General features: G+C 60.2%; 23 protein-coding genes. 10 read left to right on the top strand and 13 right to left on the bottom strand.

Annotated elements, in window-relative coordinates:
- The coding region (locus BN77_RS33980; protein ID WP_040676538.1) for a hypothetical protein at window positions 1-186 on the top strand (186 nt) is incomplete at its 5' end.
- Between the two features lie 98 nt (window positions 187-284).
- Here the strand turns inward: BN77_RS33980 and BN77_RS35485 are convergent.
- From BN77_RS35485 to BN77_RS00200, 3 genes are all read right to left on the bottom strand, one after another.
- A complete protein-coding gene (locus BN77_RS35485) occupies window positions 285-413 on the bottom strand; it encodes a hypothetical protein (RefSeq protein WP_280109895.1) in 129 nt (42 codons plus the stop codon).
- 92 nt (window positions 414-505) lie between these two features.
- A complete protein-coding gene (locus BN77_RS00205) occupies window positions 506-2071 on the bottom strand; it encodes a putative bifunctional diguanylate cyclase/phosphodiesterase (protein ID WP_007527220.1) in 1566 nt (521 codons plus the stop codon).
- A 364-nt stretch (window positions 2072-2435) separates the two neighbouring features.
- Window positions 2436-2999, bottom strand: coding sequence for a histidine phosphatase family protein (locus BN77_RS00200; protein WP_040676535.1), 564 nt, complete (start codon window positions 2997-2999; stop codon window positions 2436-2438).
- Between the two features lie 223 nt (window positions 3000-3222).
- Here BN77_RS00200 and BN77_RS00195 point away from each other — a divergent pair, with 223 nt between their 5' ends.
- Genes BN77_RS00195 through BN77_RS00185 form a run of 3 tightly spaced genes read left to right on the top strand, consistent with a single transcriptional unit; the run spans window position 3223 to window position 4838 of the window.
- Complete coding sequence (locus tag BN77_RS00195; RefSeq protein ID WP_007527216.1) at window positions 3223-3432, top strand: CbtB domain-containing protein; 210 nt, start codon at window positions 3223-3225, stop codon at window positions 3430-3432.
- A 13-nt stretch (window positions 3433-3445) separates the two neighbouring features.
- Complete coding sequence (locus BN77_RS00190; protein ID WP_007527214.1) at window positions 3446-4189, top strand: CbtA family protein; 744 nt, start codon at window positions 3446-3448, stop codon at window positions 4187-4189.
- Window positions 4190-4226: 37 nt separating this feature from the next.
- Window positions 4227-4838: a hypothetical protein gene (locus tag BN77_RS00185; RefSeq protein ID WP_007527212.1), complete on the top strand. Its 612-nt coding sequence runs from the start codon at window positions 4227-4229 to the stop codon at window positions 4836-4838.
- Here the strand turns inward: BN77_RS00185 and BN77_RS00180 are convergent.
- The 3 genes from BN77_RS00180 to BN77_RS00170 all read right to left on the bottom strand — a co-directional run bounded on the left by BN77_RS00180 (window position 4835) and on the right by BN77_RS00170 (window position 7339).
- Window positions 4835-5389: a response regulator transcription factor gene (locus BN77_RS00180; protein ID WP_007527210.1), complete on the bottom strand. Its 555-nt coding sequence runs from the start codon at window positions 5387-5389 to the stop codon at window positions 4835-4837. The two genes, BN77_RS00185 and BN77_RS00180, sit on opposite strands and share 4 nt — an antisense overlap.
- A gap of 411 nt (window positions 5390-5800) precedes the next feature.
- Window positions 5801-6463, bottom strand: a complete 663-nt coding sequence (locus tag BN77_RS00175) for a sulfite oxidase-like oxidoreductase (RefSeq protein WP_007527208.1) — start codon at window positions 6461-6463, stop codon at window positions 5801-5803.
- Between the two features lie 60 nt (window positions 6464-6523).
- Window positions 6524-7339, bottom strand: a complete 816-nt coding sequence (locus BN77_RS00170; protein WP_007527206.1) for a helix-turn-helix domain-containing protein — start codon at window positions 7337-7339, stop codon at window positions 6524-6526.
- A 191-nt stretch (window positions 7340-7530) separates the two neighbouring features.
- Between BN77_RS00170 and BN77_RS00165 the strand changes: the two genes are divergently transcribed.
- The 6 genes from BN77_RS00165 to BN77_RS00140 all read left to right on the top strand — a co-directional run bounded on the left by BN77_RS00165 (window position 7531) and on the right by BN77_RS00140 (window position 13633).
- Window positions 7531-8631 (top strand): ABC transporter ATP-binding protein, encoded by a 1101-nt coding sequence (locus tag BN77_RS00165; protein WP_007527204.1) that lies wholly within the window; start codon window positions 7531-7533, stop codon window positions 8629-8631.
- A gap of 23 nt (window positions 8632-8654) precedes the next feature.
- Window positions 8655-9818 carry a polyamine ABC transporter substrate-binding protein gene (locus tag BN77_RS00160; protein WP_007527202.1) on the top strand — a complete coding sequence of 388 codons (1164 nt, stop codon included), beginning with the start codon at window positions 8655-8657 and terminating at the stop codon, window positions 9816-9818.
- An 83-nt stretch (window positions 9819-9901) separates the two neighbouring features.
- Window positions 9902-10768: an ABC transporter permease gene (locus BN77_RS00155; RefSeq protein ID WP_040676529.1), complete on the top strand. Its 867-nt coding sequence runs from the start codon at window positions 9902-9904 to the stop codon at window positions 10766-10768.
- Entirely contained in the window at window positions 10768-11580 is an 813-nt protein-coding gene (locus tag BN77_RS00150) for an ABC transporter permease (protein ID WP_007527198.1), read from the top strand. Before BN77_RS00155 ends, BN77_RS00150 begins: the two co-directional genes overlap by 1 nt.
- 12 nt (window positions 11581-11592) lie before the next feature.
- A complete protein-coding gene (locus BN77_RS00145; protein ID WP_007527196.1) occupies window positions 11593-12354 on the top strand; it encodes an SDR family NAD(P)-dependent oxidoreductase in 762 nt (253 codons plus the stop codon).
- 103 nt (window positions 12355-12457) lie between these two features.
- A complete protein-coding gene (locus BN77_RS00140; RefSeq protein ID WP_040676527.1) occupies window positions 12458-13633 on the top strand; it encodes a M20 aminoacylase family protein in 1176 nt (391 codons plus the stop codon).
- Window positions 13634-13709: 76 nt separating this feature from the next.
- Here BN77_RS00140 and BN77_RS00135 read toward each other — a convergent pair whose 3' ends face one another.
- From BN77_RS00135 to BN77_RS00105, 7 genes are all read right to left on the bottom strand, one after another.
- Entirely contained in the window at window positions 13710-15497 is a 1788-nt protein-coding gene (locus tag BN77_RS00135) for an adenine deaminase (protein WP_007527191.1), read from the bottom strand.
- Complete coding sequence (locus tag BN77_RS00130) at window positions 15494-16414, bottom strand: nucleoside hydrolase (RefSeq protein ID WP_040676525.1); 921 nt, start codon at window positions 16412-16414, stop codon at window positions 15494-15496. Before BN77_RS00130 ends, BN77_RS00135 begins: the two co-directional genes overlap by 4 nt.
- Window positions 16415-16418: 4 nt before the next feature.
- Window positions 16419-17444: an ABC transporter ATP-binding protein gene (locus BN77_RS00125; RefSeq protein WP_007527186.1), complete on the bottom strand. Its 1026-nt coding sequence runs from the start codon at window positions 17442-17444 to the stop codon at window positions 16419-16421.
- On the bottom strand, window positions 17437-18216 hold the full coding sequence (locus BN77_RS00120) for an ABC transporter permease (protein ID WP_007527184.1): 780 nt from the start codon (window positions 18214-18216) through the stop codon (window positions 17437-17439). Before BN77_RS00120 ends, BN77_RS00125 begins: the two co-directional genes overlap by 8 nt.
- Window positions 18213-19040: an ABC transporter permease gene (locus BN77_RS00115; protein ID WP_007527181.1), complete on the bottom strand. Its 828-nt coding sequence runs from the start codon at window positions 19038-19040 to the stop codon at window positions 18213-18215. The genes BN77_RS00120 and BN77_RS00115 overlap by 4 nt, the downstream gene beginning before the upstream one ends.
- 61 nt (window positions 19041-19101) lie before the next feature.
- The gene (locus BN77_RS00110; protein ID WP_007527179.1) at window positions 19102-20124 is read right to left on the bottom strand and encodes an ABC transporter substrate-binding protein; all 1023 of its coding nucleotides are present in this window, start codon (window positions 20122-20124) and stop codon (window positions 19102-19104) included.
- A 1-nt stretch (window position 20125) separates the two neighbouring features.
- Window positions 20126-21169 carry a LacI family DNA-binding transcriptional regulator gene (locus BN77_RS00105; protein ID WP_007527177.1) on the bottom strand — a complete coding sequence of 348 codons (1044 nt, stop codon included), beginning with the start codon at window positions 21167-21169 and terminating at the stop codon, window positions 20126-20128.
- Between the last annotated feature and the right edge of the window lie 787 nt (window positions 21170-21956).

Genomic DNA, 21956 nt, shown 5'->3' with positions numbered 1-21956 from the left:
CCAGGGCAAGGTGGCGGCAACGAGGGCGGCGGCAACGAGGGCGGCGGCAACCAGGGTGGTGGTAACCAAGGTGGCGGCAACCAGGGCGGCGGCAACGAGGGCGGCGGCAACCAGGGTGGGGGTAACCAGGGCGGCGGCAACCAAAGCAGCGGCAATCACGGTAGTGGCCGCGGCGGAAACCACTAAGGCTACCCTACACGGCGACCAGCATCAGGTCAGAGAAGCAAAGCCCGGGCGTGCTCCCGGGCTTGGTCATTTCATGCAGGCCACTCGGTCGAGCATTCTCAGAATCTGAAACCAACGCCAACCGTAACGGCATTCTGATTGAGGTCGATATCGAGACCGCGCAGGTATTGGCGATCGATGATCGCGGCCCACGCGCGGACAGACACACTTTCAGTGGAAGTGTCCATTCATCGGATCAACGAGCCGGCGTTGCCTCGTTCGAAAGGGTTCCACGGCGAATCTCTGATGTGCTCAGGGAGGAGATGCGTTTGCGTGGCGCTTAGCCGTTGGCCAATGTCTCCTCACGTGTGAGGACAAAGGAACGCGTCTCTTCGGCAGGCATCGCCTTACCGAACAAATAGCCCTGTCCGACATCGCAGCCGAGCTGAAGCAGGTGGCCAAGTTGGCGGTGCTCTTCAATGCCTTCGGCGGTGGTTAGTATGTTAAGGCTGCGGCCAAGCCCGAGCATGGCGCGGATGATTTTTTCCTGACGCTCATCATCGCGGCAGGTCGCGATGAAGCTCTTGTCTATCTTGATCTTGTCGAAGCGAAAGCGGGCGAGTTGGGCGAGACTGGAGTAGCCCGTGCCGAAATCGTCAAGCGCAATCCTGACGCCGGCGTCGTGGAGCTCATCCAGGATGATCGCGGCAACGGCGGGATCCTGAATCAGTCCATTTTCGGTGATCTCGATTTCCAGGCGGTGCGGCGGAAGGCCGTTCGCCGACAGCACCTTGAAGATGCGCGAGGCCAGTAGCTTGTCCTCCATCTGCACCGGAGAGACGTTGAAGGAGAGAGTAATCTGGTCGTGCCAGGTCAAGGCGTCCCTACAGGCCTGCGCAAGAAGATCTTCAAAAAGCTCGGTGATCAGTCCGGTCTCTTCGGCAATCCCGATAAATACCGGCGGTGGAATAGTGACGCCGTCTTCATCCGTCCAGCGGGCGAGCGCCTCAAAGCCGCAGACCGTACCGTTTCTAAGGTCGATCAACGGTTGGTAGAAGGGGCGAATTGCCTTCCTCTGGATCGCCACGCGCAGCTTGGATTCCAGCGTGGCGCGCTTTGCCACCTTGTCCTGCATCGAGGCTTCGAACGCCATCTGATGATTGGGTCCGCGTGCCTTGGCCTCGTACATGGCAAGGTCGGCACGGTGGGCGGCGTCCTCGAGCGGCTCTCGCCCTTGTTCCCACCGATCGTAACCGACGCTGGCACCGACTTCGACAGCGAAGCCATTAATATGAATGGGGCGTGTTACGGCCTGAATGAGCAAGCGGGCAAAGCGTTCTTCGTGTTTGGAGGAGAGGCCCAGAGCAACGACGACGAACTCATCGCCACCGAAACGATAGACGCAGTCGGCATTTCCAATTGCGCAGATTCGCTTTGCCACTTCGATAAGCAGGGCGTCGCCGCCATTGTGGCCGACAAGGTCATTGACCTTCTTGAAGCCATCGAGGTCGACCGAGAAGATCGTAACGTTTCGCTCCCACTCGTCGTCTTCGACGTCGGTCTTCGTCCTCCGAGGAGGGACTTTCCGTTCGAAAGCATAGCGGTTGGGGAGTTTGGTGAGGTGGTCGTGAGTTGCCGTCCAATCGGCCTTGGCCTGAGCGCCGGCCCGCAATTCCATCTCCTTGCGCAGGTCGACGATGCGCAGGATCGAATAGACAAAGCTCATCGTGCCGCCAATGCCTAGCGCGAGGACTAGCTTGTCCGCGCCATAATTTTCGTAGGCGCTGACGAAGGCGACCAACCAGTTATCCAATTCCAGGATCGCACCGACGAGCCAAAGCGTTACCCCCAACGCCATGACCAACAAGCATTGCCTTCCGGCCCTGCTCTGGAAGAATACCGGCATGCCTTACTCCATCTCCACCCGAGCGCCGGTCTATCATTGAAGTCCGAAGCGTTTGTTGAAACCAATGGCGGATTCTTAGTATCTGCACCTACCGAGAGGAGAGAGGCTGTTCGAAAGGCGAGCGGTGAGCCGCCCGCCTGTCGTTTTCAGAGCCGGATCAGCAGGGATGCGCCGATCGCAAGCAAGAGTAGCGTCACGGCGGCGGTCATGCGTAGCAGGCGCGTGCGCCGCATCTGCGCGCCGCTCCAATCATAAGGCATGCTTGGTCCTCCTTGGAGCAAGGATTACGGCCCGAACGTGTCGGACTGGAAACCTATGACACGGTTCGCTTGCGTAAGGCTGGTCTAAATTAACGCAGCAAAAATTAGGCCGCCGCGCCTTCCACGCGCAGCGACCACCGGCTGCCGTTGCTGGTCATGTGGACGACCGCGAGCGGTTCGATGTCGACGATCCAGAAGGAGGATATCGGGGCTTGCAGAGTGTTGATTATCGCTGCCCTGATGATCGCGGCATGAGTGATGGCAACAATATGCCCACCGGCCTGCAGGCGCCCCGCCATCCAGGTGCTTATACGCTTGCAGACGGCGGCGATTGCCTCGCCACCATGCGGAGCTTCCTCCGGGCGCGCCATCCAGGCGGCAAGATTTTCCGGTTCGGCTTGCTGGATCTCGGCAATAGAGCGTCCCGACCAGCGGCCAAAATCGCAATCGGCGAGCGCCGCGCAGAATTCCGGTTGTAGGCCAAGTGCATCGGCCGTCTGCCGCGCCCGCAATGTCGGGCTAGCGAAGATGCTATCGGCGTGTCGGAGGCGGGGGGCGATTGCTTGGGTGGCGATGATTGCCTTCTCGTTCAGCGGCTCATCGTGAGGGAACCGCGCCTCGCGGTTGGCGGCAGTCGAACCATGGCAGATCCAAGTGAGGCGCGTCATCACGTTGGTCGTCTCCGGATAAAGGGGAAGGGTGGCTGTCGCAGCATGAAGTCTCGTTGACAGGTACGAGGCGGCAGATATAACGGTTATGTTGTGGGTTTGGAAACCGGTGAAATTCCGGTGCGGTCGCGCCACTGTGATCAGGATGAGGATACCTCGGACTGGAAGTCAGACCCTGCCACACAACGATTCTCGACTGAACGCGTCATTCCAGGAGGAATACATGTCTGACACTACTTTCGCGCCCGTTGCCGTACCGGCTCCGATCCCGGTTGGTGAGCTTTTGCCTTGGGCCATCTTCGGCGGTCTGCTGATGCTTATCGCCATCTATTTCGTCGGCACCGAAGAGGGCGCGATGGCGCTTTTCAACGGTATGTACGTGCATGAATTCGTGCATGACGGCCGGCATCTGCTCGGCTTCCCCTGCCACTAAGGGAGTTCCGGACATGGTTGGAAATCTTTTGCTTCGCGGGATGCTCGCGGGCCTGATCGCTGGTGTCCTGGTGTTCGCCTTTGCCCACACCTTCGGCGAGCCGTTTGTCAACCAGGCGATTGCGTTTGAGGAAGCAACTGCCCAGGCGGCGGGTGAAACCGGCGAACCCGAAATCGTCAGCCGTGCCACGCAGGCGGGCCTCGGCCTCTTTACGGGTGTGATCGCTTACAGCGTTGCCGTCGGCGGCCTGTTTGCCATCGTTTTTGCTTTTGTCCAGGGGCGCTTCAGCAATCTCGGCGCACGCGGCACATCTGCCGTCATCGCCATTGCGGCCTTTATAGCCGTGGTCGTCGTCCCCAGCATCAAATATCCGGCCAATCCCCCGGCGGTCGGCAATTCCGACACGATCGGCGTCAGGACTGAACTGTTCTTCCTGATGATCGTCGTTTCGATCGCCGCGCTCGTCGCGGCAATTGCTCTTGCACGGCGCCTGACCCCGCGGCTCGGCGTCTGGAATGCTGCAATCGCAGCAGGCCTCGCCTATGTCGTCTTCATCGGGCTCGTGCAGTATCTACTGCCGCCGATCAACGAGGTGCCCGAGAATTTTTCGGCTATGGTCCTCTGGCACTTCCGTACGACCTCGATCGGCATGCATGTGATCCTTTGGGGCGCCCTTGGCCTGATCTTCGGCGCACTCGCCGAGCGCAAGGTCGGTGTCGCTGCAAAGCTGCGCGGTCGCGTGCCCGCCTTCCATTGACCGGTGAGGGCTCCGGCGTGACCCGGAGCCTGCCCTGATGGTGATTTTCCGGCGCTCCATTTTCTTGTTGACCGCGATCGCGCTGTTGCCGTTTTGCTCGGTTGCCGAAGCGCACCGGCGCAGTGGCGGCGGTTCCCATACCGGCATCGCGGTTGCGGAAATCTCACATGGCGGAATGATCATGATCGCCGAGTATCACGCTCGGATCATCGATCTCGCGGGCCGTGCCACGGATACGACCGAGCCGTTCCGGCGCGTGCTGAACTACGCGCAAATCCAGCACGCCTATTGCTTGTGGGGCAAAATACCTGGTAGCGTGACTGACGAGGCCAGCCCATTCAACGAATGCTCGCATGCCTACCTCGCGGCAACGAAGGCTGTGCTGCTATCAATGCGGAGCATGCAGGGCGAGGCTGCCGAAGCCGAAGCGATCGTCTCGGCAATTGATGCCGGCATGGTGCTGCGCGGCCTCGCATTGATCACCTGCGAGTTTAGCGGCGAGGCATTTAATACCGCTTATATCGTTCGCCCGGTGTGGAAAGAGGTTCCGTTGCATCTCGCCAGTATGGCGACGCTCACCGGGCTTTTTGTGGCCCTTTTGGCGGCAGCGTATTGTGGACGGCGGCTGCTGCGGCCACTTGTGCGCTAGCTCTTCTCAACGTCCCGGTCGAAGTGAGTCGCAACCAGCATGGCTGTCAGATGAACGGTATTCCTCGCCCCGTATCTCTCCTTCATGCGCTCCAGACGATGCTCGACCGTTCGGGGCGAGATGCCGAGCTCGGCGGCGATCTCTTTAGCGGTTGCCCCTTCGGTCAAAAGCTGGATCACCGCTGCGTCGGTTGCATCCATTCGGGCCTGCTGCTGTGGCGGGTTGAACATAAAGCGGCCGTTCGAGACCGTCAGGAGCCAGGATGGCCGACGCTCCGTCGTCTTCTGAGGGAGGATCAGCCGGTCGTATCCGAGGTTGACGCCAAGTACGCGCGTCTTGACCAGTTCCATCGAGGGTTTCTGTGTGGCGATCACCTCGCGATAGCGCGGAATGACGGCCGTCTCCATGTACGAACGATCCTTGAACTCGCCAATGCGCTGGTCGGCGAAGAGCTTGTTGATGTTCAGGAGACGTGAACTGAAGCCCGATGGGCGCACGACCTTGAGATGCCATTGCAGCGGATCCTCACCGTCTAGAACGACAAGGGTCATCCTCATCCTGATTGTTAAAAGGTTGAGAACGTCGCGATAAATGTCTTGCGGCGCGGCAGGCGACTGCGAGGTGGTATTTAACCACGCGTCCAGCAGTTTCTGCGTGACGAAGTGAAATGAAGTGTCCTTATTCATCAACCCATAGGCGATATCGGGAATCGTTGAGCCACAACAACCCAAAATGGGTAAAGGTTCAATAGGTGGCAACGTTAAAATCGGCATAAGATATTCATTCAATGAATACATTGAGGTTTGTACCTATTGTGAGGGGAATCTATTGCCTTCAAATTTGCACGCGTAACGGGTTTTCAAGCCGGCCGTGAATAAGCAAACAAGTCTTCTGATAAACCGTAGCGGGCGGTTTGCGCGCCCGTCTCTGCCATCGGGCAGCAAGCGTAATCGCCACTTGTATCAATCCCCGGAGTAACGCTGCTCGCGCCAGGGGTCGCCGTACATGTGATAGCCGTTCTTTTCCCAGAAGCCCGCTGCATCGCCCCCCAGCAGTTCGATACGCCGCAACCACTTTGCGCTTTTCCAGAAATAAAGATGCGGGACGACGAGGCGCATGGGACCGCCGTGATCCCGCGTCAGCGGTGAGCCTTCCCAGGAGGTGGCAAGGATCGCATCCTCGGCGGCGAAATCGGAGAGCGGCATATTCGTCGTATAGCCATCATAGCTCGTCAACATCACATAATGGGCTTCCGGTTTCGGCGTTGCCTGATCGAGCAGGTCGCGGGTCGATACACCTTTCCATTTGTTGTCGTAGCGCGACCACGTCGTCACGCAATGAATGTCGGTGACCCGAGTGCTCTGCTGAAGGGCATGAAAGGCCATCCAGGTGAGGTCAAGCGGGGTCTCGACAAGCCCACGAACTTCCAGGCGCCAGGTATCGGTAGAGATGATCGGCTGCTGGCCGAGATCGAGGACCGGCCAGTTCTTGACGAGGTGCTGACCAGGCGGAAGGCGCTCGGTTTCGGGACGACTGATGCGGCCGGTGAGGAATTTTCCTTCCTCGGCCCAACGACGCTTCGATCTCGTGAGCTTGCTGTCGGTCGGGGTTTGATCGTCGCTCATCGCTGGCCCTTTCACGTTGCGGCAATAGGGCATCCAGGCTTCGAGACTGTCAAGCGTGTGTCATGACAGATTCTTGAGGTACAGCGAAAGGAGCTGTGTCTGCGACGATATGCCGAGCTTACGGTACACGTTGCGCCGATGGACCTTCACGGTCCCTGTCGAGATGTTGAGCTTCAAGCCGATCGACTCGGAGGAGTGGCCCTGAAGGACGAGGTCGACGATCGCGGTCTCGCGGCTGGTGAGATTGAGATCACGCCACACCGCTTCGGCAGGCTGCAGGGCGCTTTCACCGGCGTTGCGGTTGCGGGTGCCGCGAGCTCTCGAATGCAGTTGCGCGTCAAAGCGTGTTCCCAGTCCGGCCCAGTAGTGCCGAACCATGGTTGCGATCAATGGCTCGGCTTTCTTCAGCAAGGCAAATTCCGCGGGCGGGAAGGGGCCGGTCTTTTCCTTGCGCATGAGCGAAAGAACAATCGTGATATCGTCAGCGGCCGTGACGAAGAAGCCGATCTCTTCTGCGAGGCCGGTCTGGACGTAGTACGTCCGGTAGTACTCGCTGGAGAAGAACCGGTCGGGCGCCAGTTCGCGCATGCGAAACACGCCGGCGTGGCGTCCGTGGGCCGTGTGGTAGAACGGATCGAGGAGGTAGGGGCCAGCCTGGTAGAGGGTCACGAAAATGATGTGCTCCTTCGGGTCGAAGGTGCTGTAGAGGTCGATTGGCCGTTCCTTGCCGCGATAGGCAAAGACAACGACGTAGTCGAAGCTTACGAGCGCCGCCATCATCTGCCGGAAGATCTCGCCGAATTCCGCATCGCCCATCGCCTGCCGGCCAATGGTGCTATTGAAGGCTCGAAACAGCGCCTCCAGGTCAGTGCTCATTCCCGGAACCTCCTGATCGCCTCGTGTGGAAATCCGCTCCCCGTGTATATACCTTCCATGAAGGCATTTCCGCTAGAATACCCCTCTCGGGGTATATACCGTGAGGGAAGGGCGCGCTTAGTCTTTCCACAACGACGGTGGCAAAAGGCAGCGCTAGACTGCCCAATCCAAACCAACCGCAGGGAACAGACGTGGCATCCGCTTCGACGAATGATATCGAATTCCGTTCGGTCACCAAGAATTATGGCCCGGTGATCGCCGTGACGGACATCAATCTCAATGTGCCGAAGGGCGCATTCCTCGCGTTGCTCGGCCCATCGGGCTGCGGCAAGACCACTTGCCTGCGCATGATCGGTGGTTTCGAGCAGCCAAGCGAGGGTACTGTGCTGATCGACGGGCGAGAGATGAACGGTGTGCCGGCCTATCGGCGCCCGGTGAACATGGTCTTCCAGCACTACGCGTTGTTTCCGCATTTCGACGTTCGGCAGAACGTTGCCTATGGTCTAAAGCAGATGCGGCCCAAGCTTGCGGCGGCCGAAATCGACCGGCGTGTCACCGAGGCGCTTGAAATGGTCCGGCTCGGTGGCTTCGCCAAGCGCCGCATCCACGAAATGTCCGGTGGACAGCAGCAGCGCGTTGCGCTGGCGCGCGCGATCGTCAACCGTCCGTCGGTGCTGCTCCTGGACGAACCGCTGGCTGCGCTTGACAAGAAGCTACGCTCCGCCATGCAGATCGAATTGCAGACGTTGCAACGTGAACTCGGCATTACCTTTGTTCTGGTCACACATGATCAGGAAGAAGCGCTATCGATGGCTGATATCGTCTGCGTCATGAGCGCAGGGCGGATTCGCCAGCTGGGCTCCCCGCAAGAGGTCTATGACCGCCCGGCCGATTTGTTCGTGGCAGATTTTGTCGGCAAGACCAACCGGGTGAAGGCGACAATGGAGGCAGATGGAGCGACGCTGCGTCTCGCGGACGGTTCGGCAATCGCCGCAGGGAACCGGGCGAGTGTTTCAACGGGCGAGGCAATCGTCGCGATCCGGCCGGAATCGATTCGCCTTTCACGCATGCAGGCGCCCGATATCGCAAGCTTCAAAGGTAGGGTAACCCACCGTATCTTCCTCGGATCGTCGGCGGAATATGCGGTCACGGTGCCGGGGCTCGGTGACTTCCTGGTGACCGCCGACCGTCGCAGCATGAACGAAAGCGATCTGGTCGAGCCCGGCGAGGCTGTCTACCTCGGCTTTGATCCCGGCGCGGCCCATGTCTTCTCAGCATCAAGTGCAGCCTAAAATCAAAACAAGGGAACAGCATCATGAGCAAAGACTATAAGGATAATCTTCCCATTTCAGCCGGCGGCTTCATGGACGAGTTCATGCGGCTCAAGCGTGGCTCCGTCAACCGCCGCCACTTCCTCGGCATCACTGGCCTCGGTCTTGCGACCGCCGTGATGTCGCGCTTCCCAGGTGCCTTGTCGACACCAGCCTATGCCGGCGAGGACCTCGGCACGCAGATGTCGATCGCGACCTGGCCGAACTACCATGATCCTGCGACATTCGAGAACTTCAAGGCGGCAACCGGCGTTGCCGTCGAAGTCAATGTGTTCGGTTCGAACGAGGAAATGCTAGCAAAACTGCAGGCCGGCGCTTCCGGCTGGTCGCTTTTCGTGCCGACCAACTACACGATATCTACCTACCACAAGCTCGCCCTGATTGACGAACTCGACCTTTTGAAGATTGCCAATTTCAGCCAGTCGACAGAGAGCCCGCGGTTCACCAAGGAAGGCCAGATCGACGGGAAGACCTACGCACTGCCGAAGAATTGGGGCACGACCGGATTCTCGGTCAACACCTCCAAGATCAAGGCGAAGCCCACGAGCTGGAAGGATTTCTTCGAGCTCGCTCAGACAGAAGCCGATGGCCGCGCCATGGTGCACGACTACCAGCTGACGACGATCGGCAGCGCGCTGGTGTCGCTGGGTTACGGTTTCAATTCGATCAAGCCGGAAGAACTGGCGAAGGCCGAGGAGCTGCTGATCAAGGTGAAGCCGCATCTCTTCGCCATCAACTCCGACTATCAGCCGGCCATGCGCGCTACGGACGCCTGGATGACGATGTGCTGGACGAACGACGGTGCGCAGCTCAACCGCGATATGCCGGAGCTTGCCTACATCCTCGGAACGGACGGTGGTGAAATCTGGACAGACTACTATGCGATCCCGAAGGACGCTCCGAACAAGGCGGCCGGTTATGCTCTTCTCAACTACCTGATGGATCCCGCAAACGCAGTGAAGGAGCATATCGCCAACGGCGCGCCGACCACGGACAGCCGCGTCATTTCGATGCTGCCGAAGGAAATCACCTCGAACAAGATCGTCTATCCGGATGAAGCATCGCTGACGCCGCTGGAGTTTGGCGCCGCTGTGACCCTGACGGATCCGGGTCGTGCCGAGCTGATGGCGCGGTTCAAGTCGGCGTGACCAGCGTGCCGTGCTGCAGTGCCTCTTCCCGGTTTCGGGAGGAGGCAAGCCTCCTCGTGACCACCAACCAGCGAACCTCCAGAATGGCACTGTCACCAGACACCAGAAAACGCCTGATCACCGCTGCGCTCGTTGCGCCGGCGAGCGCGTGGCTATTCGTGTTCCTGGTCTTGCCTTTCATTGCCATTGTTGTGTTCGCCTTTGGCGAGCGGGCGCCGGAAGGCGGTTATCAGGCGGCATTTACCTTTGCTCAATTTGCCAATCTCGCATCCCGCGCGCAAGCCTTCAAGAATACGCTAGTGCTTGCGCCGATTGGGTCTTTCGTCTGCCTGCTGGTGGCGTATCCGGTCGCCTATTACCTGGCGGTGAAGGCAAGTCCGCAGCATCGGTTGTTGCTCGTGTCGCTCGTCGTGGTGCCTTTCTGGACCAGTCTTCTCGTTCGCACCTATGCGTGGATGTATATCCTTGGCGCGCGCGGGATCCCGCATCTCCTGGAATTTGTCGGCATCGAGAATGTGCGCCTTCTGAACACGCCGGGCGCTGTCCTTCTCGGCATTGTCTATGGCTACCTGCCACTGATGATCATGCCGATCTATGTCAGCCTGGAGAAGCTGGACCGGCGGTTGCTGGAAGCTTCTGCGGATCTAGGAGCAAGACCGCTATCGACTTTCTTCGGCATAACGCTGCCGCTGTCGCTGCCGGGTGTGATGACCGGCGTGGCGCTGGTTACCATCCTGTTGCTCGGCGAGTACCTGATCCCGCAGCTTTTGGGCGGCGGCAAGGTGTTCTTTATCGGTAACGCACTGGTCGACCTCTTCCTGCAATCGCGCAACTGGCCTTTCGGCTCCGCGATTGCCGTCACGCTCGTTGTCGTCGTCGTCATCGTGCTTCTCGTCGCCATGCGCATCGCTTGGCGCGTCGCGGGCACCCGCCAGGTGGATCTTGTCTGATGCGCGGGCTTGTTACGGCAGTCTATCTGTTTCTCTATACGCCGATCGCACTGGTGGTCTTGTTCTCGTTCAATGCAGGCCGCAACGCTTCCGATTTCACGGGCTTTTCCACGCAATGGTACGGTAAGGCGCTCACCAACACCTTCCTCATGGAGGCTCTACAAAACAGCCTCATCATCGCCCTGACCAGCGCTGCGCTCGCGGCTGTCTTCGGCACCATGGCCGCGCTCGGCATGGAGCGGCTCGGAGCCCGGACACGGGCAGTGTTCGATGGCCTGTTTGCCGCAGCTATCGTGGTTCCGGGGGTCGTAATCGGCATCGCGACGCTGGTTGCCCTGGTTGAAGTCTTCGGATTCATCAATCCGGCCTTGGCGGCGATCTGGCCTGGCGAGCAACCGCCGAAGCTGACACTCGGCTATGGTTCGATCATCGCCGCACATGGGCTTTTCACCATGGCGCTAGTGACGATGATCGTGAAAGCTCGCATCGCCAGCCTAGGGCGCGATATCGTCGAAGCGTCAAGCGATCTTTACGCGACGCCGCTGACGACGTTCCGCCAGATCGTGCTGCCGCAGATCCTGCCGTCGATCCTGGCGGGTTTCCTGCTCGCCTTCACCTTCTCCTTCGATGACTTCATCATCGCGTTCTTCGTTGCCGGGTCGAATACGACGCTTCCGATCTACGTCTTTGCCTCGATCCGTCGCGGTGTCACGCCGGAGATCAACGCTATCGCCACAATGGTGCTCATCGCATCGCTTGCCCTCATTCTCATCGCGCGTTTCCTGATGCGCGAAAGGACAACAACAACCTAATTGGGAAACACCATGATCCTCAAGAACCGTGTTGCAATCGTCACCGGTGCCGGATCCGGCATCGGTCAGGCCGGCGCGCTCGTCATGGCGAAAGAGGGCGCCCATGTCGTCGTCGCCGACATCGACGTCATGAATGCAGAGGAAACCGTCAGCCGGATCTGCGGGTTTGGTGGCAGCGCCGAAAGCATGGTGCTTGATGTCACCGACGACAATGCGCTGGAAGCAGGCATTGCCGCGATTGCCGAACATCACGGCCGCATCGACATCCTTCACAACCATGCCGGCGCGCAGGTTGCAGGCGATCTGGAGCAGGTCGCGATCGACGGTTTTGACAAGTCCTGGAGCTTGAATGTCCGCGCACATTTCATGGCCGCGCGCTTCGTGATGCCTATGATGAAGAAGGCGGGCAAAGGCGTCATTCTCAACACCTCGTCCTCGTCAGGCGTGCTCTATGATCGTGAGATGATCGCCTATACGACGACCAAGCACGCCGTCGTCGCCATGACGCGGCAGATGGCGGGCGATTATGCCAAATTCGGCATCCGCGTGAATGCGCTTTGCCCCGGCTGGGTGGACACGCCCTTCAACGAACCCTTCATTGCGCAGATGGGCGGGCGTAAGGCGATCGAAGCCTACATCGCCGAGAAGGTGCCGCTTGGACGCTGGGCCGACGTGTCGGAGATCGCCGAGCCGATCCTCTTCCTCGTGTCGGACCGTTCCTCTTACATGACCGGGCAGATCCTCGTGGTCGATGGCGGCGAGACCGTGGTCTAACTGGGTTGCGAAGGTTGAAATCCTACGCCTATTGTTAAATAACGGATGGACGATGAGGGGCGCCGTTCTGGCGCCCGCTCGCATTTGCAGGACATCCAGGCTCATGCCCATTCCCGCCCGGATCGAGGACGATCTACCCTTCCTGACCGAACTGCGTCGCGACCTGCACGCTCATCCCGAGCTTGGCTTCGAGGAGGAGCGCACGAGCGGCATTGTCGCGCGGTTACTCGAAGGGGCGGGCATCAAGGTGCATCGGGGCCTTGGGGGGACCGGCATTGTCGGTACACTGCAGGTCGGCGATGGCACGCGGACAATCGGATTGCGGGCCGATATGGATGCGCTTGCGATGCCGGAAATGGCGGAGCGTCCGCATAAATCCAAATATGCCGGCAGGATGCATGCCTGCGGACATGATGGTCATACAACGATGCTGCTTGGTGCGGCGCGATATCTAGCGGCAACGCGCGACTTTTCCGGAACCGTGCATTTCATCTTCCAGCCGGCCGAAGAGGGCAGGGGCGGCGCGCGCAGGATGGTCGGGGATGGACTTTTCGAGCTGTTCCCGTGCGATGCCGTCTATGGCCTTCACAACATGCCGGGTCTCGCCATCGACGAGATAGCCGTGGTCGAAGGGCCACAACTGGCGTCGTCAGATAGTTGGCGCGTGACGTTTCGCGGCACCGGAACGCATGGCGCCAAGCCGCATCTTGGCAAGGATCCGATCACGGCCGCTGGTACGTTCCTGACGTCGCTGCAGACGATCGTCGGGCGCATCGTCGATCCGCTGCAGCCGGCCGTCGTGAGCGCTTGTTCCCTGCAGGCCGGCAGCCCCAAAGCATTGAACGTTATACCCGATACCGTCGAGATTGGTGGTACGGCTCGGGCCTATTCGCCTGACGTTCGCGATCAACTGGAGGAGGAGATCGGCCGCCTTGCGAAGGGCACGGCGGCAATGTTCGGCATAGCGCTTAACTACCAGTTCGAGCGGCGCATCCCGCCCGTCATCAACGACAGCAATGCGACCGCGCGTGCGCTCGGGGCGGCCAGTGCTGTCTTCGGGGAGAAGGTGCGTACGAAATTCCCACCCTCAACGGCAGGCGATGATTTCGCCTTCTTCGGGCAGAATGCGCCTGGCTGTTACGTCTGGCTCGGCAACGGGCCTGCTGCGGACGGCGCCTTGCATCACAATACGGCGTATGACTTCAACGATGATGCGATCGGCTACGGAGCGGCCTATTGGGCAATGCTGGTCGAGCGCGAGCTAAAGGCCGCGCTTTAAATAACTGGCTTGCTGGCCATGACGATCTAGGGGCGTGACCGAGCACAGCCGGAGCATAGAGTGCCCGGATGCTAAACTATTCGCTCTCGAGAACCTCCATCACAGGGCTTTCGAGCAGCTGGCCTGTTAGCACGTCCGCGATCCCCCGATCCGTCTGATGCGGGCCGACGTTGCAGGCAAGCGTTGCGCCGAAGCAGGCCTTGAAAACGAGGTAGGGCGGCCTCCAGTCGACGATCTCCTCGATGGCCCTCCTGATCGCCCGGAAGGACGTAGCCGTCTCTTCAAGGGGCGCCTCGGTAACGAGGCCGGACACTGGGAGAGGTAGAAGCGCCTCTATCTGGCCACTTCTGGCGACAGCCATGCCGCCACCCGCGGCGATCACCGCGTTGGCGGCCACCGCCATGTCGCGTGCATTGCCGCCGAAAACTGTGAGGTTGTGGCTGTCGTGGGAAACAGTTGTACAGAAGGCCCCCCGCCATGCTCCCCAACCCGTGAGGAAGCCGATGCGCGGTCGGCCATCGGCCCTTCCGTGTCGATGCGCAACCGCAATCATCGCGCTGCCATCAGGAGGTACGACGAAACCGTCTTCGACGACGGTTTCTGCTTCGCCCCATTGTGTGAACCGCGGGCGGTCAATCGTGGCAACGCGAACGCGCTTGCCCTTGGCGGGAACCCTGAAGTCGTCTTCTGTCAATGGCGGCAGCTTGACCGAGTTCTGGAGCGCTGCGGTCTCACAAGACCGCACTGGGGCTCTCATCTCCCCGGCCGTCGATACGATCTCACCGTTGACGATTACAGCCTTCGTGGCGTAGTCAACCAAATCTTCGAAGAGCACAATATCGGCGCGTCGGCCAGCGGCGATCAGACCAAGATCCGAGCGCTTCAATCGCTGCGCTGCGTTAAAGGTGGCGGCTCTCAGCGCCCATTCCGGCCGCATTCCATAGCGGACGAGCCGGCGGATGACGTCGTCGAGACCTCCACCTTCCTTCAGTTCATCCGGGAACACGTCATCGGTGCAGAGAGTAACCGTCGACGGGAGGTGGCCAATCCCGTTGAGTGCGGTTACGAATTCCTGCAGCAGATGATCATGCGAGCCGCGCAGTTCTATGGTCATTCCGGCGGCTAACTTTTGCAGCAGATCGGCACTGGAGGTCAGTTCGTGATCGGAGGTGATGCCGGCCGCCATGAAGGCGTTCAGGTCAGCTCCCTCGAGCCCGCGCGCATGGCCGCAGACCAGTTTTTCTGAAGCGAGGCCGGCATTTAAAATGTCGGTCATGCGTGGATCACCGTCGATGACGCCGCGCATGTTCATGACTTCGCCAACACCGCCTATGCCAGGCCATCGCAGTATTTCGGCAAGGACGGACGGGTCGAAATCGGCGCCGGCGACTTCAAGCCCGGGAGCAGACGGAACACAGGAAGGCGCAAGCACGATCGCGCGCAGCGGCAGGCCCCGGGACGCTTCGATTGCCCAGCGCACGGCGTCTAGGCCGTGCACATTGCCGAATTCGTGCGGGTCCCAGACGATCGTCGTCACACCGCGAGGAACAACGGCCGCGGCATATTCGGCCGGCGTCACCATCGAGCTTTCGATATGCATGTGCGTATCGATGAGGCCGGGCGAAATGATGGTACCTGTTGCATTAACGATTTTCGCTGCGTCAGTGCGGCTGCCAGGCGAGTGGACGCTAGAAATCAGTGGTCCGACGATGCCGATGTCGGCCTCGCGGACGAGGCCGGTGACGACATCGAGCAGGCATCCGCCCGAGATCAGGAGGTCGAAGGCCGCATCGCCGCGTGCGGCGGCAACGGCACGGGCGCGAAGTGCCGGATCGATGAGATCCTTCGTTTCCAGGGCGGTCATCGGCTTGCCCCATCGATCAGTGCGCCGAGAATAAGGGCGCGCGTCTTCTCAGCATCGATGTCGACGGCGTATTCGGCATTGAAGGTTGCGTGGGTTGCTCTGGTTTCGACGACGGTCCGGCCGCGCGTATGCTGGCCCTGCAGTTCGGCGTCAATGCGGGCTGGACGGAAGCTGACGATATCGGGCGCGACAAAGGCGGCGGCGGCGCATGGGTCGTAGATTGCCATGCCTGGCCTGCCGCGGCTCGTTCCGATACCAATGTATCCCTCAAACATGTCGGCGAGAAGCGTCGCATTGGCGCCGCCTGCGCCTCGCACCAGGCCGACGTCGTCAGGCCCCGCAACGACCTTGCGGCAGAGATCAAGATCGACCATACGCAGTGGCAGGCCGTGGGCGAGAACGATGGCGAGCGCTTCCGGATCGGCTAGCGCGTTGAACTCGGCGGATGCCGTGTGGTTGCCCGACGTGACGCCGCCACCCATCCAGGTCAGTTCCGTGATGCGAGCGGCAAGGTCGGGACGTGCCAAAGCGAGGACAGCGAGATTGGTCAATGGGCCGAGCGCCAGGACGCGGTGCGGGCCGTTGGTCTCCAGCCAGCGGCAGAGGGCGGCAAATGCGGGGCTTTCGGCCAAGGGCGCGGCGGCGGGCAGGCCTTTTCCGGTGGTCAAAATGCCGGTCTCGCCGAGGATCGCCTGTGCGGTTTCCAGAGAGCCGAGGATGGGAACTGCGCGGCCGGTATGGGTCGGGAAGTTCCAGCTGAAGGCCTTGGCCGCGCCGGCGGCGTTGACGCGCACCTGCGGCAGTGGCGTGTTGCCGAAGACCAGCGAGATGCCTGATATGTCGAGTTTCGCGTGGTTCACCACGAGGATGGCAGCGATATCATCGAAGCCCATGTCAGTGTCGATCCAGACTCCCATGATGTTACCTGTAACGTGAGAGGGGCGCTGCTGCCGCAAGCGGCAGGTCGAAGGGAAGCATTGAGCCGATCGCATGCGTCGGCAGTTCGGCGTCGACCTCGGCCTTGATCGAGCCAAGCGGTGTGTCGAGCAGATATTCGCGTGTATTTCCGGCAAACGAGGTGCCGCGAATGGTGCCCTGGTAAGGACCTGAACCAAGGTTCACCATGCGCGGACGCCAGGCGAGGCCCTTTACCGCCTGCGGGATTGGACTGAAGAGCTCGATGAGGCTGTTGGAGGTCGCGAGCTTCCCGTTCTCCAGCGCAAAGACGTTTTCAAAGCCGACGAAATCGGCGACGAAGGCCGAGACGGGCTTGTTGTAGATTTCCTCCGGCGTGCCGATCTGTTCGATGCCGCCGTTCAGCATCACGACAATGCGGTCGGCGAGCGCCAGGGCCTCGATCTGATCGTGGGTGACGAAGATCATGGTGACGCCCGTTTCCTTCTGGACGCGCTGCAGTTCGGCGCGCATTTCCACTCGCAAGCGAGCGTCGAGGTTGGAAAGAGGCTCGTCGAGCAGGAGGACCTTCGGCTCCATCACCATGGAGCGGGCAAGGGCCACGCGCTGCTGCTGGCCACCCGAGAGTTCGGCGGGCTTGCGATCGGCGAACTTGGCAAGGTCGACCGACTTGATGCCGGCCCTAACCTTGGCGTCGAGATCCTTGCCGCCGATTCCCTTCAGACGCAGGCCGAAGGCGACATTCTCATAGACCGTCAGATGTGGGAAGAGTGCGTAGGACTGGAAGACCAGGCCGACGTTGCGCTTGTTGGCAGAAACGCGGGTGATGTCACCGCCATCGAGCGTGATGCGGCCGGATGCAGGGGAGAGCAGGCCGGCGATCGAGCGCATCGTCGTCGTCTTGCCACATCCGGATGGGCCCAGCAGGGCGACGAGCTCGCCCTTGGCGATCGATAGGTCAAGATCCTTCACCGCGATCGTATCGCCGTAGGCAAGCGTCAGCTTGTCGAGTTTGAGATAGCCGTCAGACATAGCGAGAAAGCCCCAGGAAGCGTTCGGCAACGAAGACGATGCCGATGGAGAGGAATGCAAGCAGCGAGGAGAGTGCCGCGATCGACGGATCGTAGGTTGTCTCCATGTAGCCCAGCATGTCTATCGGCAACGTGCGCACGCCGGGACCAGAGAGGAAGAGGGAAACGGGAACCTGATTGAAGCTCGTCACGAATCCGAGGATGAAAGCAGCCAGGATGCCACCGCGGATATTCGGCATTACGACGCGAAAGAAGGCGCCTGTTCGCGAGGAGCCGAGCAGGACGGCTGCTTCCTCCATGTCCGAGCGCAGATTGCCGAGGCTGGCTGAAACGACGCGCACGGCGTAGGGCAAGACAAGCGCCGTGTGCGCCATGAACAGGGCCAGAGTGATGTTGAAGCCGAATGGGACGACGAGATAGCGCAGCAGTGCTAGGCCGACGATGATGCCGGGAACGATGATCGGCAGTGATACGATCGTGCGGACGGTTTCGCCGAAGGGCAGATTGTAGCGGGAGAGCGCATAGGCGGCGGGAATGCCGAGGACGAGCGCGGACAGCGTGCCGAAGACGGCGAGGAACATTGACATAGCGAAGCTCTCGCGGAAGCTGTCGATGGTGAAGACCTTGGTGACCCATTTCAAGGAAAGACCTTGCGGCGGGAAAGTAAGCGTGTCGCCAGCCGAGAGCGATGCGGCGATGATGATCAGGAATGGACCGATCAGGAAGAGCAGCACCAGGCCGAGAACCAGTGGAGACAGAATACGCGCGGTCATCGCTTTTTCTTCGCCGTGGCAAGTCGCTTGAGCAGGATGTTGGCGGCAAAGCTCATGACGATCAGCATGAAGGCGATAACGCTTGCCGAGACGAAATTGTTGGCTACGGATACCTGTTGATAGAGCAATGTTTCAAGCATCAGCACCTTCGAACCGCCAAGAACGGCGGGCGTAATGTAGGCGGTCAGTGATCCGGTGAAGACGAGCGTGCCGCCGACAACGAGACCCTCGCGGGTCAGCGGCAGGATCACCTTCCAGAACACCTGGAACCAGTTGGCGCCGAGCACGCGGGCGGCGGGAATGGCGTCCTTCGGCATGTTTTCGAGCGCGCTGATCAGCGACAGGATCATCAGCGGTAGGAAGAGCTGCAGTAGGCCGATGAAGATAGCCGTTTCCGTAAACAGCAGGCGCAGCGGCGTGTTGCTCAGGCCAAGGCCCGTGATGGTTTTGTTGACGATACCGGTCCGACCCAGAATGACGATCCATGCATAGGTGCGGGCAACCGGCGAGATCATCAGCGGCAGGGTGAGGAGGCCGATCATCCGGCCCTTGCCCTTAGGTGGCAGGTTGACGATTGCGAAGGCTGCGGCATAGCCGATTACAGCCGAAACGGCTGTCACCTCAAGCCCCAAGCGGAAGGTTCGCATAAACACCGTGCGGTTCAGCGACTCGGAAAAGAAGGCGGTAAAGGCATCAAGCGTCCAGCTGGCATCCATGCGCAGGCCTTCGGAGAGCAGGACGACAACGGGCAATAGGAACACCAGCGCGGCAAAAACTGCTGCGGGCAGGGCAAGCGCCAGGGCTTCTGCGCGGTTTTGATACATGAAGGGACTTTCGACGGATAGAAAGGCAGGGGTCCGGCAAACTCCGGAGCCGATCCGGAAATTATTGACCGACCTTCTCGTTCCATTCCTTCAGCCAGGCGGCACGGTTGTCGAGCGCGGCTGCGGAGGGGATGAGCTTCAGACTCTTGGCTGTTTCCTCACCATAGGTCAGGTTGTTTGAGGCTTCCTCGGAGAGCTTGACCTCCTTATTCGCTGGGCTGTCGACCAGCTTTTCGGCGAGCTTCGTCTGGATTTCAGTGGAGAGCCAGAAATCCATGAACTGAAGTGCCAGATCGCGGTTCTTGGAGCCCTTGGTGACGACCATGACGTTCATTCCGCCGGTCTGGCCTTCCTTGGGTGTTGCCCATGCGACGGGAACATCGAGCTTGGTGAAGCCGACCCAGGAGAAGCGGCCGATCGGGGCTGCCCAGATTTCCTCCTGCTGCATCAGCTGCACCAGCTGCGAGGACTTCTCATAGAAGGTGACGATCTCGTCCTTCTTCTCGCCCAGCGCCTCGATCGGCGCTGTCAGATCCGGGCCGTCGCTACCGAGCGCCTGACCGAGCATGAAGAGCGCCGGCGGACCCTGGTTGGTGGTAACATTCGGGAAGGCGACGTGGCCGACATATTCCGGCTTCAGCAGATCTGCCCAGGACTCGATCTTCATCTTGTCGGAGCGGTAGGCGATCGAAGTTGCGTAAAAGGTGTAGCCGACGCTCATACCGTCGCCGTTCGGGTCCTTGGCGAGGTCGTAGAGCTTGCCGAAATTGGAGAGCTTCGACGTATCGACCTTATCAATCAGATCTTTGCGAGAGGCCGATAGGGCATCTGCCATGGAGACGACGGCCATGTCGATGACGGGGCTTGCCTTGTTGGCCTCCATCTTGGCAAGACGCTCGACGCTGTTGCCGGTCTCGACGACGAGCTTGCAGCCGCACTTGGCCTCAAAGGGATCGTAGACGAGGGTTTTGAAGTCATCCTGAGCAAAGGCATAGACGGAAATCGTCAGCGTCTTTTCCTCTGCCTTCGCGGTCAGGGGCGACAGCGCCAATAGCGCGGCGGAAGCGATGAGGGCATTCTTCATGTCAGCTGTTCTCCGTCTGTCGGGATATTCTTGTCGGATCCGCCGGCCCGGAGGACTGGCGCATAATCAGTTGCATCTGAACACGATCAGTCTCGGACGTGACAAGCACGCCCTCGCGGCTGCCGCGTGTCTGTATGGTCTGCAGTAACGAGGAGATGGCGATCCTCGCGATCGCGTGCACGTCCATCGCTACCGTCGTCAGTGATGGAGTGATGACCGGTGACCAGATGAGATCGTCGAAGCCCGTAACGCTCGCCATGCTTGGTACGTGGATACCGTCACGCTGTAATTCGGTGAGAGCGCGCAACGCCTGCAGGTCCGACAAAGAGGCGAACGCCGTGTAGCCCTCATGCACCTTCGCAGCGAGTCCGAGGCTGCATCCGCTGCCGTTTTGCCGCTCCAGCGTCTCGATCCAGAGGGTTGTTGAACTCATCCCGGGACGGAGACCTGAACGTATCCCGCACGCGCGGTCGTTTTGAACGTTCGAGCCTGGATTGTTGCCGATAATGAGGACACGGCGATGTCCAAGGTCGGCTAAATGGTTCGCGATTGCCCAGCCGCCCTGCATGTGATCGGCGGCAACGGTGTTGCCTGGTGTGGAGGGCGTGTCGATGACAGCGACTGGACAAGCCGCGGCGGAAATTCGGGTCGCGCGGCGCGGTACGATCACCATGCCTTCGACGCCGCGCTCGATCAATCGGTTGATCGCCTCCGTCTGGGGGGCGACTTCGCCGCGGGAATCGGCGATGAGCACGCCGTATCCGGCGGCGCTGGCTGCGAATTCTATTGCCTGCGCAAGCTTGGGAAAGAGGGGATTGGCAATATCGGGCAATACAAGACCGAGGACGCCGCTGCGACCAGTGCGAAGCGCGCGTCCCGCCTGGCTTGGAACATAGCCTAGTTGGGCGGCATGTTCCTTGATCTTGTCCGCCAGCTGCTCGGACACGCGGCCCTTGCCGGAGAGCGCATTGGAAACCGTCGCGACAGAGACGCCAAGCGACGTCGCAATCCTGCTCAGATTAGGTCCAGGTCGGGTTGGAGGCATGGTTAAGACATGCGAGGGTTAATCGTTTAATCAATGCGTACATCAGGCCGGAGGACTTGTCGAATCCAAAACAGCCGCTGCCGTCAGTTATCCGCATTACGATGCGGTGGCGGCAATAAAAAAGATCAGCTGATTGGGCTTCGGCCGCGTTGTCGGCTCAGCTCAACAAGACCGATCGAAACGACGCCTGCAGAGCGCAGGATGCTGCTGACCGCGGGCAAGTTCGTGCAGACGAAGAACCTCAATGTGGAGGATAACCTGCGTGACCTCCACCCCAACTTCGGGGCGCCAAGCTGGAGCCGCGACCACACTGCAGTTCGAGCGGCGCATCATCGAGTTCCTTGAGCAACCGCCCGTCTGCGATCGGTGATCGCCCCTCTCCTGGAAGTCCGCCGCGTACAAAGAGTAGCTTCAGCACCTGCAAAAGGCGATGAAAAGGCCAGCCAAGAGCGACGACACCTGCAAGATGCTCATGAGAGCGCCCGACGTCGGACCGTTGGTCGCCCTGAGCTTCCGGGCCGGGGTCAACGAACCGAAGTGTGGCTGGACGTCAGTTCAGGCTGGCAGTTTTGGAAAAAAGATTGAGACGCCTCTCGATCCGATCCGATCATGAAGCGGTCGCGCGCCGACTCCGAAGAGAAGCCCTGGCGGGTACCGATCTTCCGGCGCACCAAAAACCTCGTCAACCATCAAGACAATGACAAACGCCGCGCCTTCTAGGCTCCGATAGAATGTCCCTAGCTTGACAAACCCAACCCAAAAAGAAAAGCCCCGCGATGCGGGGCTT

The sequence above is a fragment of the Rhizobium mesoamericanum STM3625 genome (assembly GCF_000312665.1).
Taxonomy (GTDB): Bacteria; Pseudomonadota; Alphaproteobacteria; order Rhizobiales; family Rhizobiaceae; genus Rhizobium; species Rhizobium mesoamericanum.
The sequence above is the reverse complement of the archived record's forward strand: the minus strand, read 5'-3'. Positions and strand labels throughout refer to the sequence as shown.

Excerpts from the sequence above, each read along its gene's own strand:
- BN77_RS00200 (WP_040676535.1), bottom strand. The coding sequence starts at position 2,999 with ATGACGCGCCTCACTTGGATCTGCCATGGTTCGACTGCCGCCAACCGC.
- BN77_RS00130 (WP_040676525.1), bottom strand. The coding sequence starts at position 16,414 with ATGGGAGTCTGGATCGACACTGACATGGGCTTCGATGATATCGCTGCC.
- BN77_RS00155 (WP_040676529.1), top strand. The coding sequence starts at position 9,902 with ATGGCACTGTCACCAGACACCAGAAAACGCCTGATCACCGCTGCGCTC.
- BN77_RS00180 (WP_007527210.1), bottom strand. The coding sequence starts at position 5,389 with ATGACCCTTGTCGTTCTAGACGGTGAGGATCCGCTGCAATGGCATCTC.
- BN77_RS00195 (WP_007527216.1), top strand. The coding sequence starts at position 3,223 with ATGTCTGACACTACTTTCGCGCCCGTTGCCGTACCGGCTCCGATCCCG.
- BN77_RS00160 (WP_007527202.1), top strand. The coding sequence starts at position 8,655 with ATGAGCAAAGACTATAAGGATAATCTTCCCATTTCAGCCGGCGGCTTC.
- BN77_RS00150 (WP_007527198.1), top strand. The coding sequence starts at position 10,768 with ATGCGCGGGCTTGTTACGGCAGTCTATCTGTTTCTCTATACGCCGATC.
- BN77_RS00145 (WP_007527196.1), top strand. The coding sequence starts at position 11,593 with ATGATCCTCAAGAACCGTGTTGCAATCGTCACCGGTGCCGGATCCGGC.
- BN77_RS00125 (WP_007527186.1), bottom strand. The coding sequence starts at position 17,444 with ATGTCTGACGGCTATCTCAAACTCGACAAGCTGACGCTTGCCTACGGC.
- BN77_RS00115 (WP_007527181.1), bottom strand. The coding sequence starts at position 19,040 with ATGTATCAAAACCGCGCAGAAGCCCTGGCGCTTGCCCTGCCCGCAGCA.
- BN77_RS00110 (WP_007527179.1), bottom strand. The coding sequence starts at position 20,124 with ATGAAGAATGCCCTCATCGCTTCCGCCGCGCTATTGGCGCTGTCGCCC.
- BN77_RS00140 (WP_040676527.1), top strand. The coding sequence starts at position 12,458 with ATGCCCATTCCCGCCCGGATCGAGGACGATCTACCCTTCCTGACCGAA.
- BN77_RS00185 (WP_007527212.1), top strand. The coding sequence starts at position 4,227 with ATGGTGATTTTCCGGCGCTCCATTTTCTTGTTGACCGCGATCGCGCTG.
- BN77_RS00170 (WP_007527206.1), bottom strand. The coding sequence starts at position 7,339 with ATGAGCACTGACCTGGAGGCGCTGTTTCGAGCCTTCAATAGCACCATT.
- BN77_RS35485 (WP_280109895.1), bottom strand. The coding sequence starts at position 413 with ATGGACACTTCCACTGAAAGTGTGTCTGTCCGCGCGTGGGCCGCGATC.
- BN77_RS00135 (WP_007527191.1), bottom strand. The coding sequence starts at position 15,497 with ATGACCGCCCTGGAAACGAAGGATCTCATCGATCCGGCACTTCGCGCC.
- BN77_RS00190 (WP_007527214.1), top strand. The coding sequence starts at position 3,446 with ATGGTTGGAAATCTTTTGCTTCGCGGGATGCTCGCGGGCCTGATCGCT.
- BN77_RS00205 (WP_007527220.1), bottom strand. The coding sequence starts at position 2,071 with ATGCCGGTATTCTTCCAGAGCAGGGCCGGAAGGCAATGCTTGTTGGTC.
- BN77_RS00175 (WP_007527208.1), bottom strand. The coding sequence starts at position 6,463 with ATGAGCGACGATCAAACCCCGACCGACAGCAAGCTCACGAGATCGAAG.
- BN77_RS00105 (WP_007527177.1), bottom strand. The coding sequence starts at position 21,169 with ATGCCTCCAACCCGACCTGGACCTAATCTGAGCAGGATTGCGACGTCG.
- BN77_RS00120 (WP_007527184.1), bottom strand. The coding sequence starts at position 18,216 with ATGACCGCGCGTATTCTGTCTCCACTGGTTCTCGGCCTGGTGCTGCTC.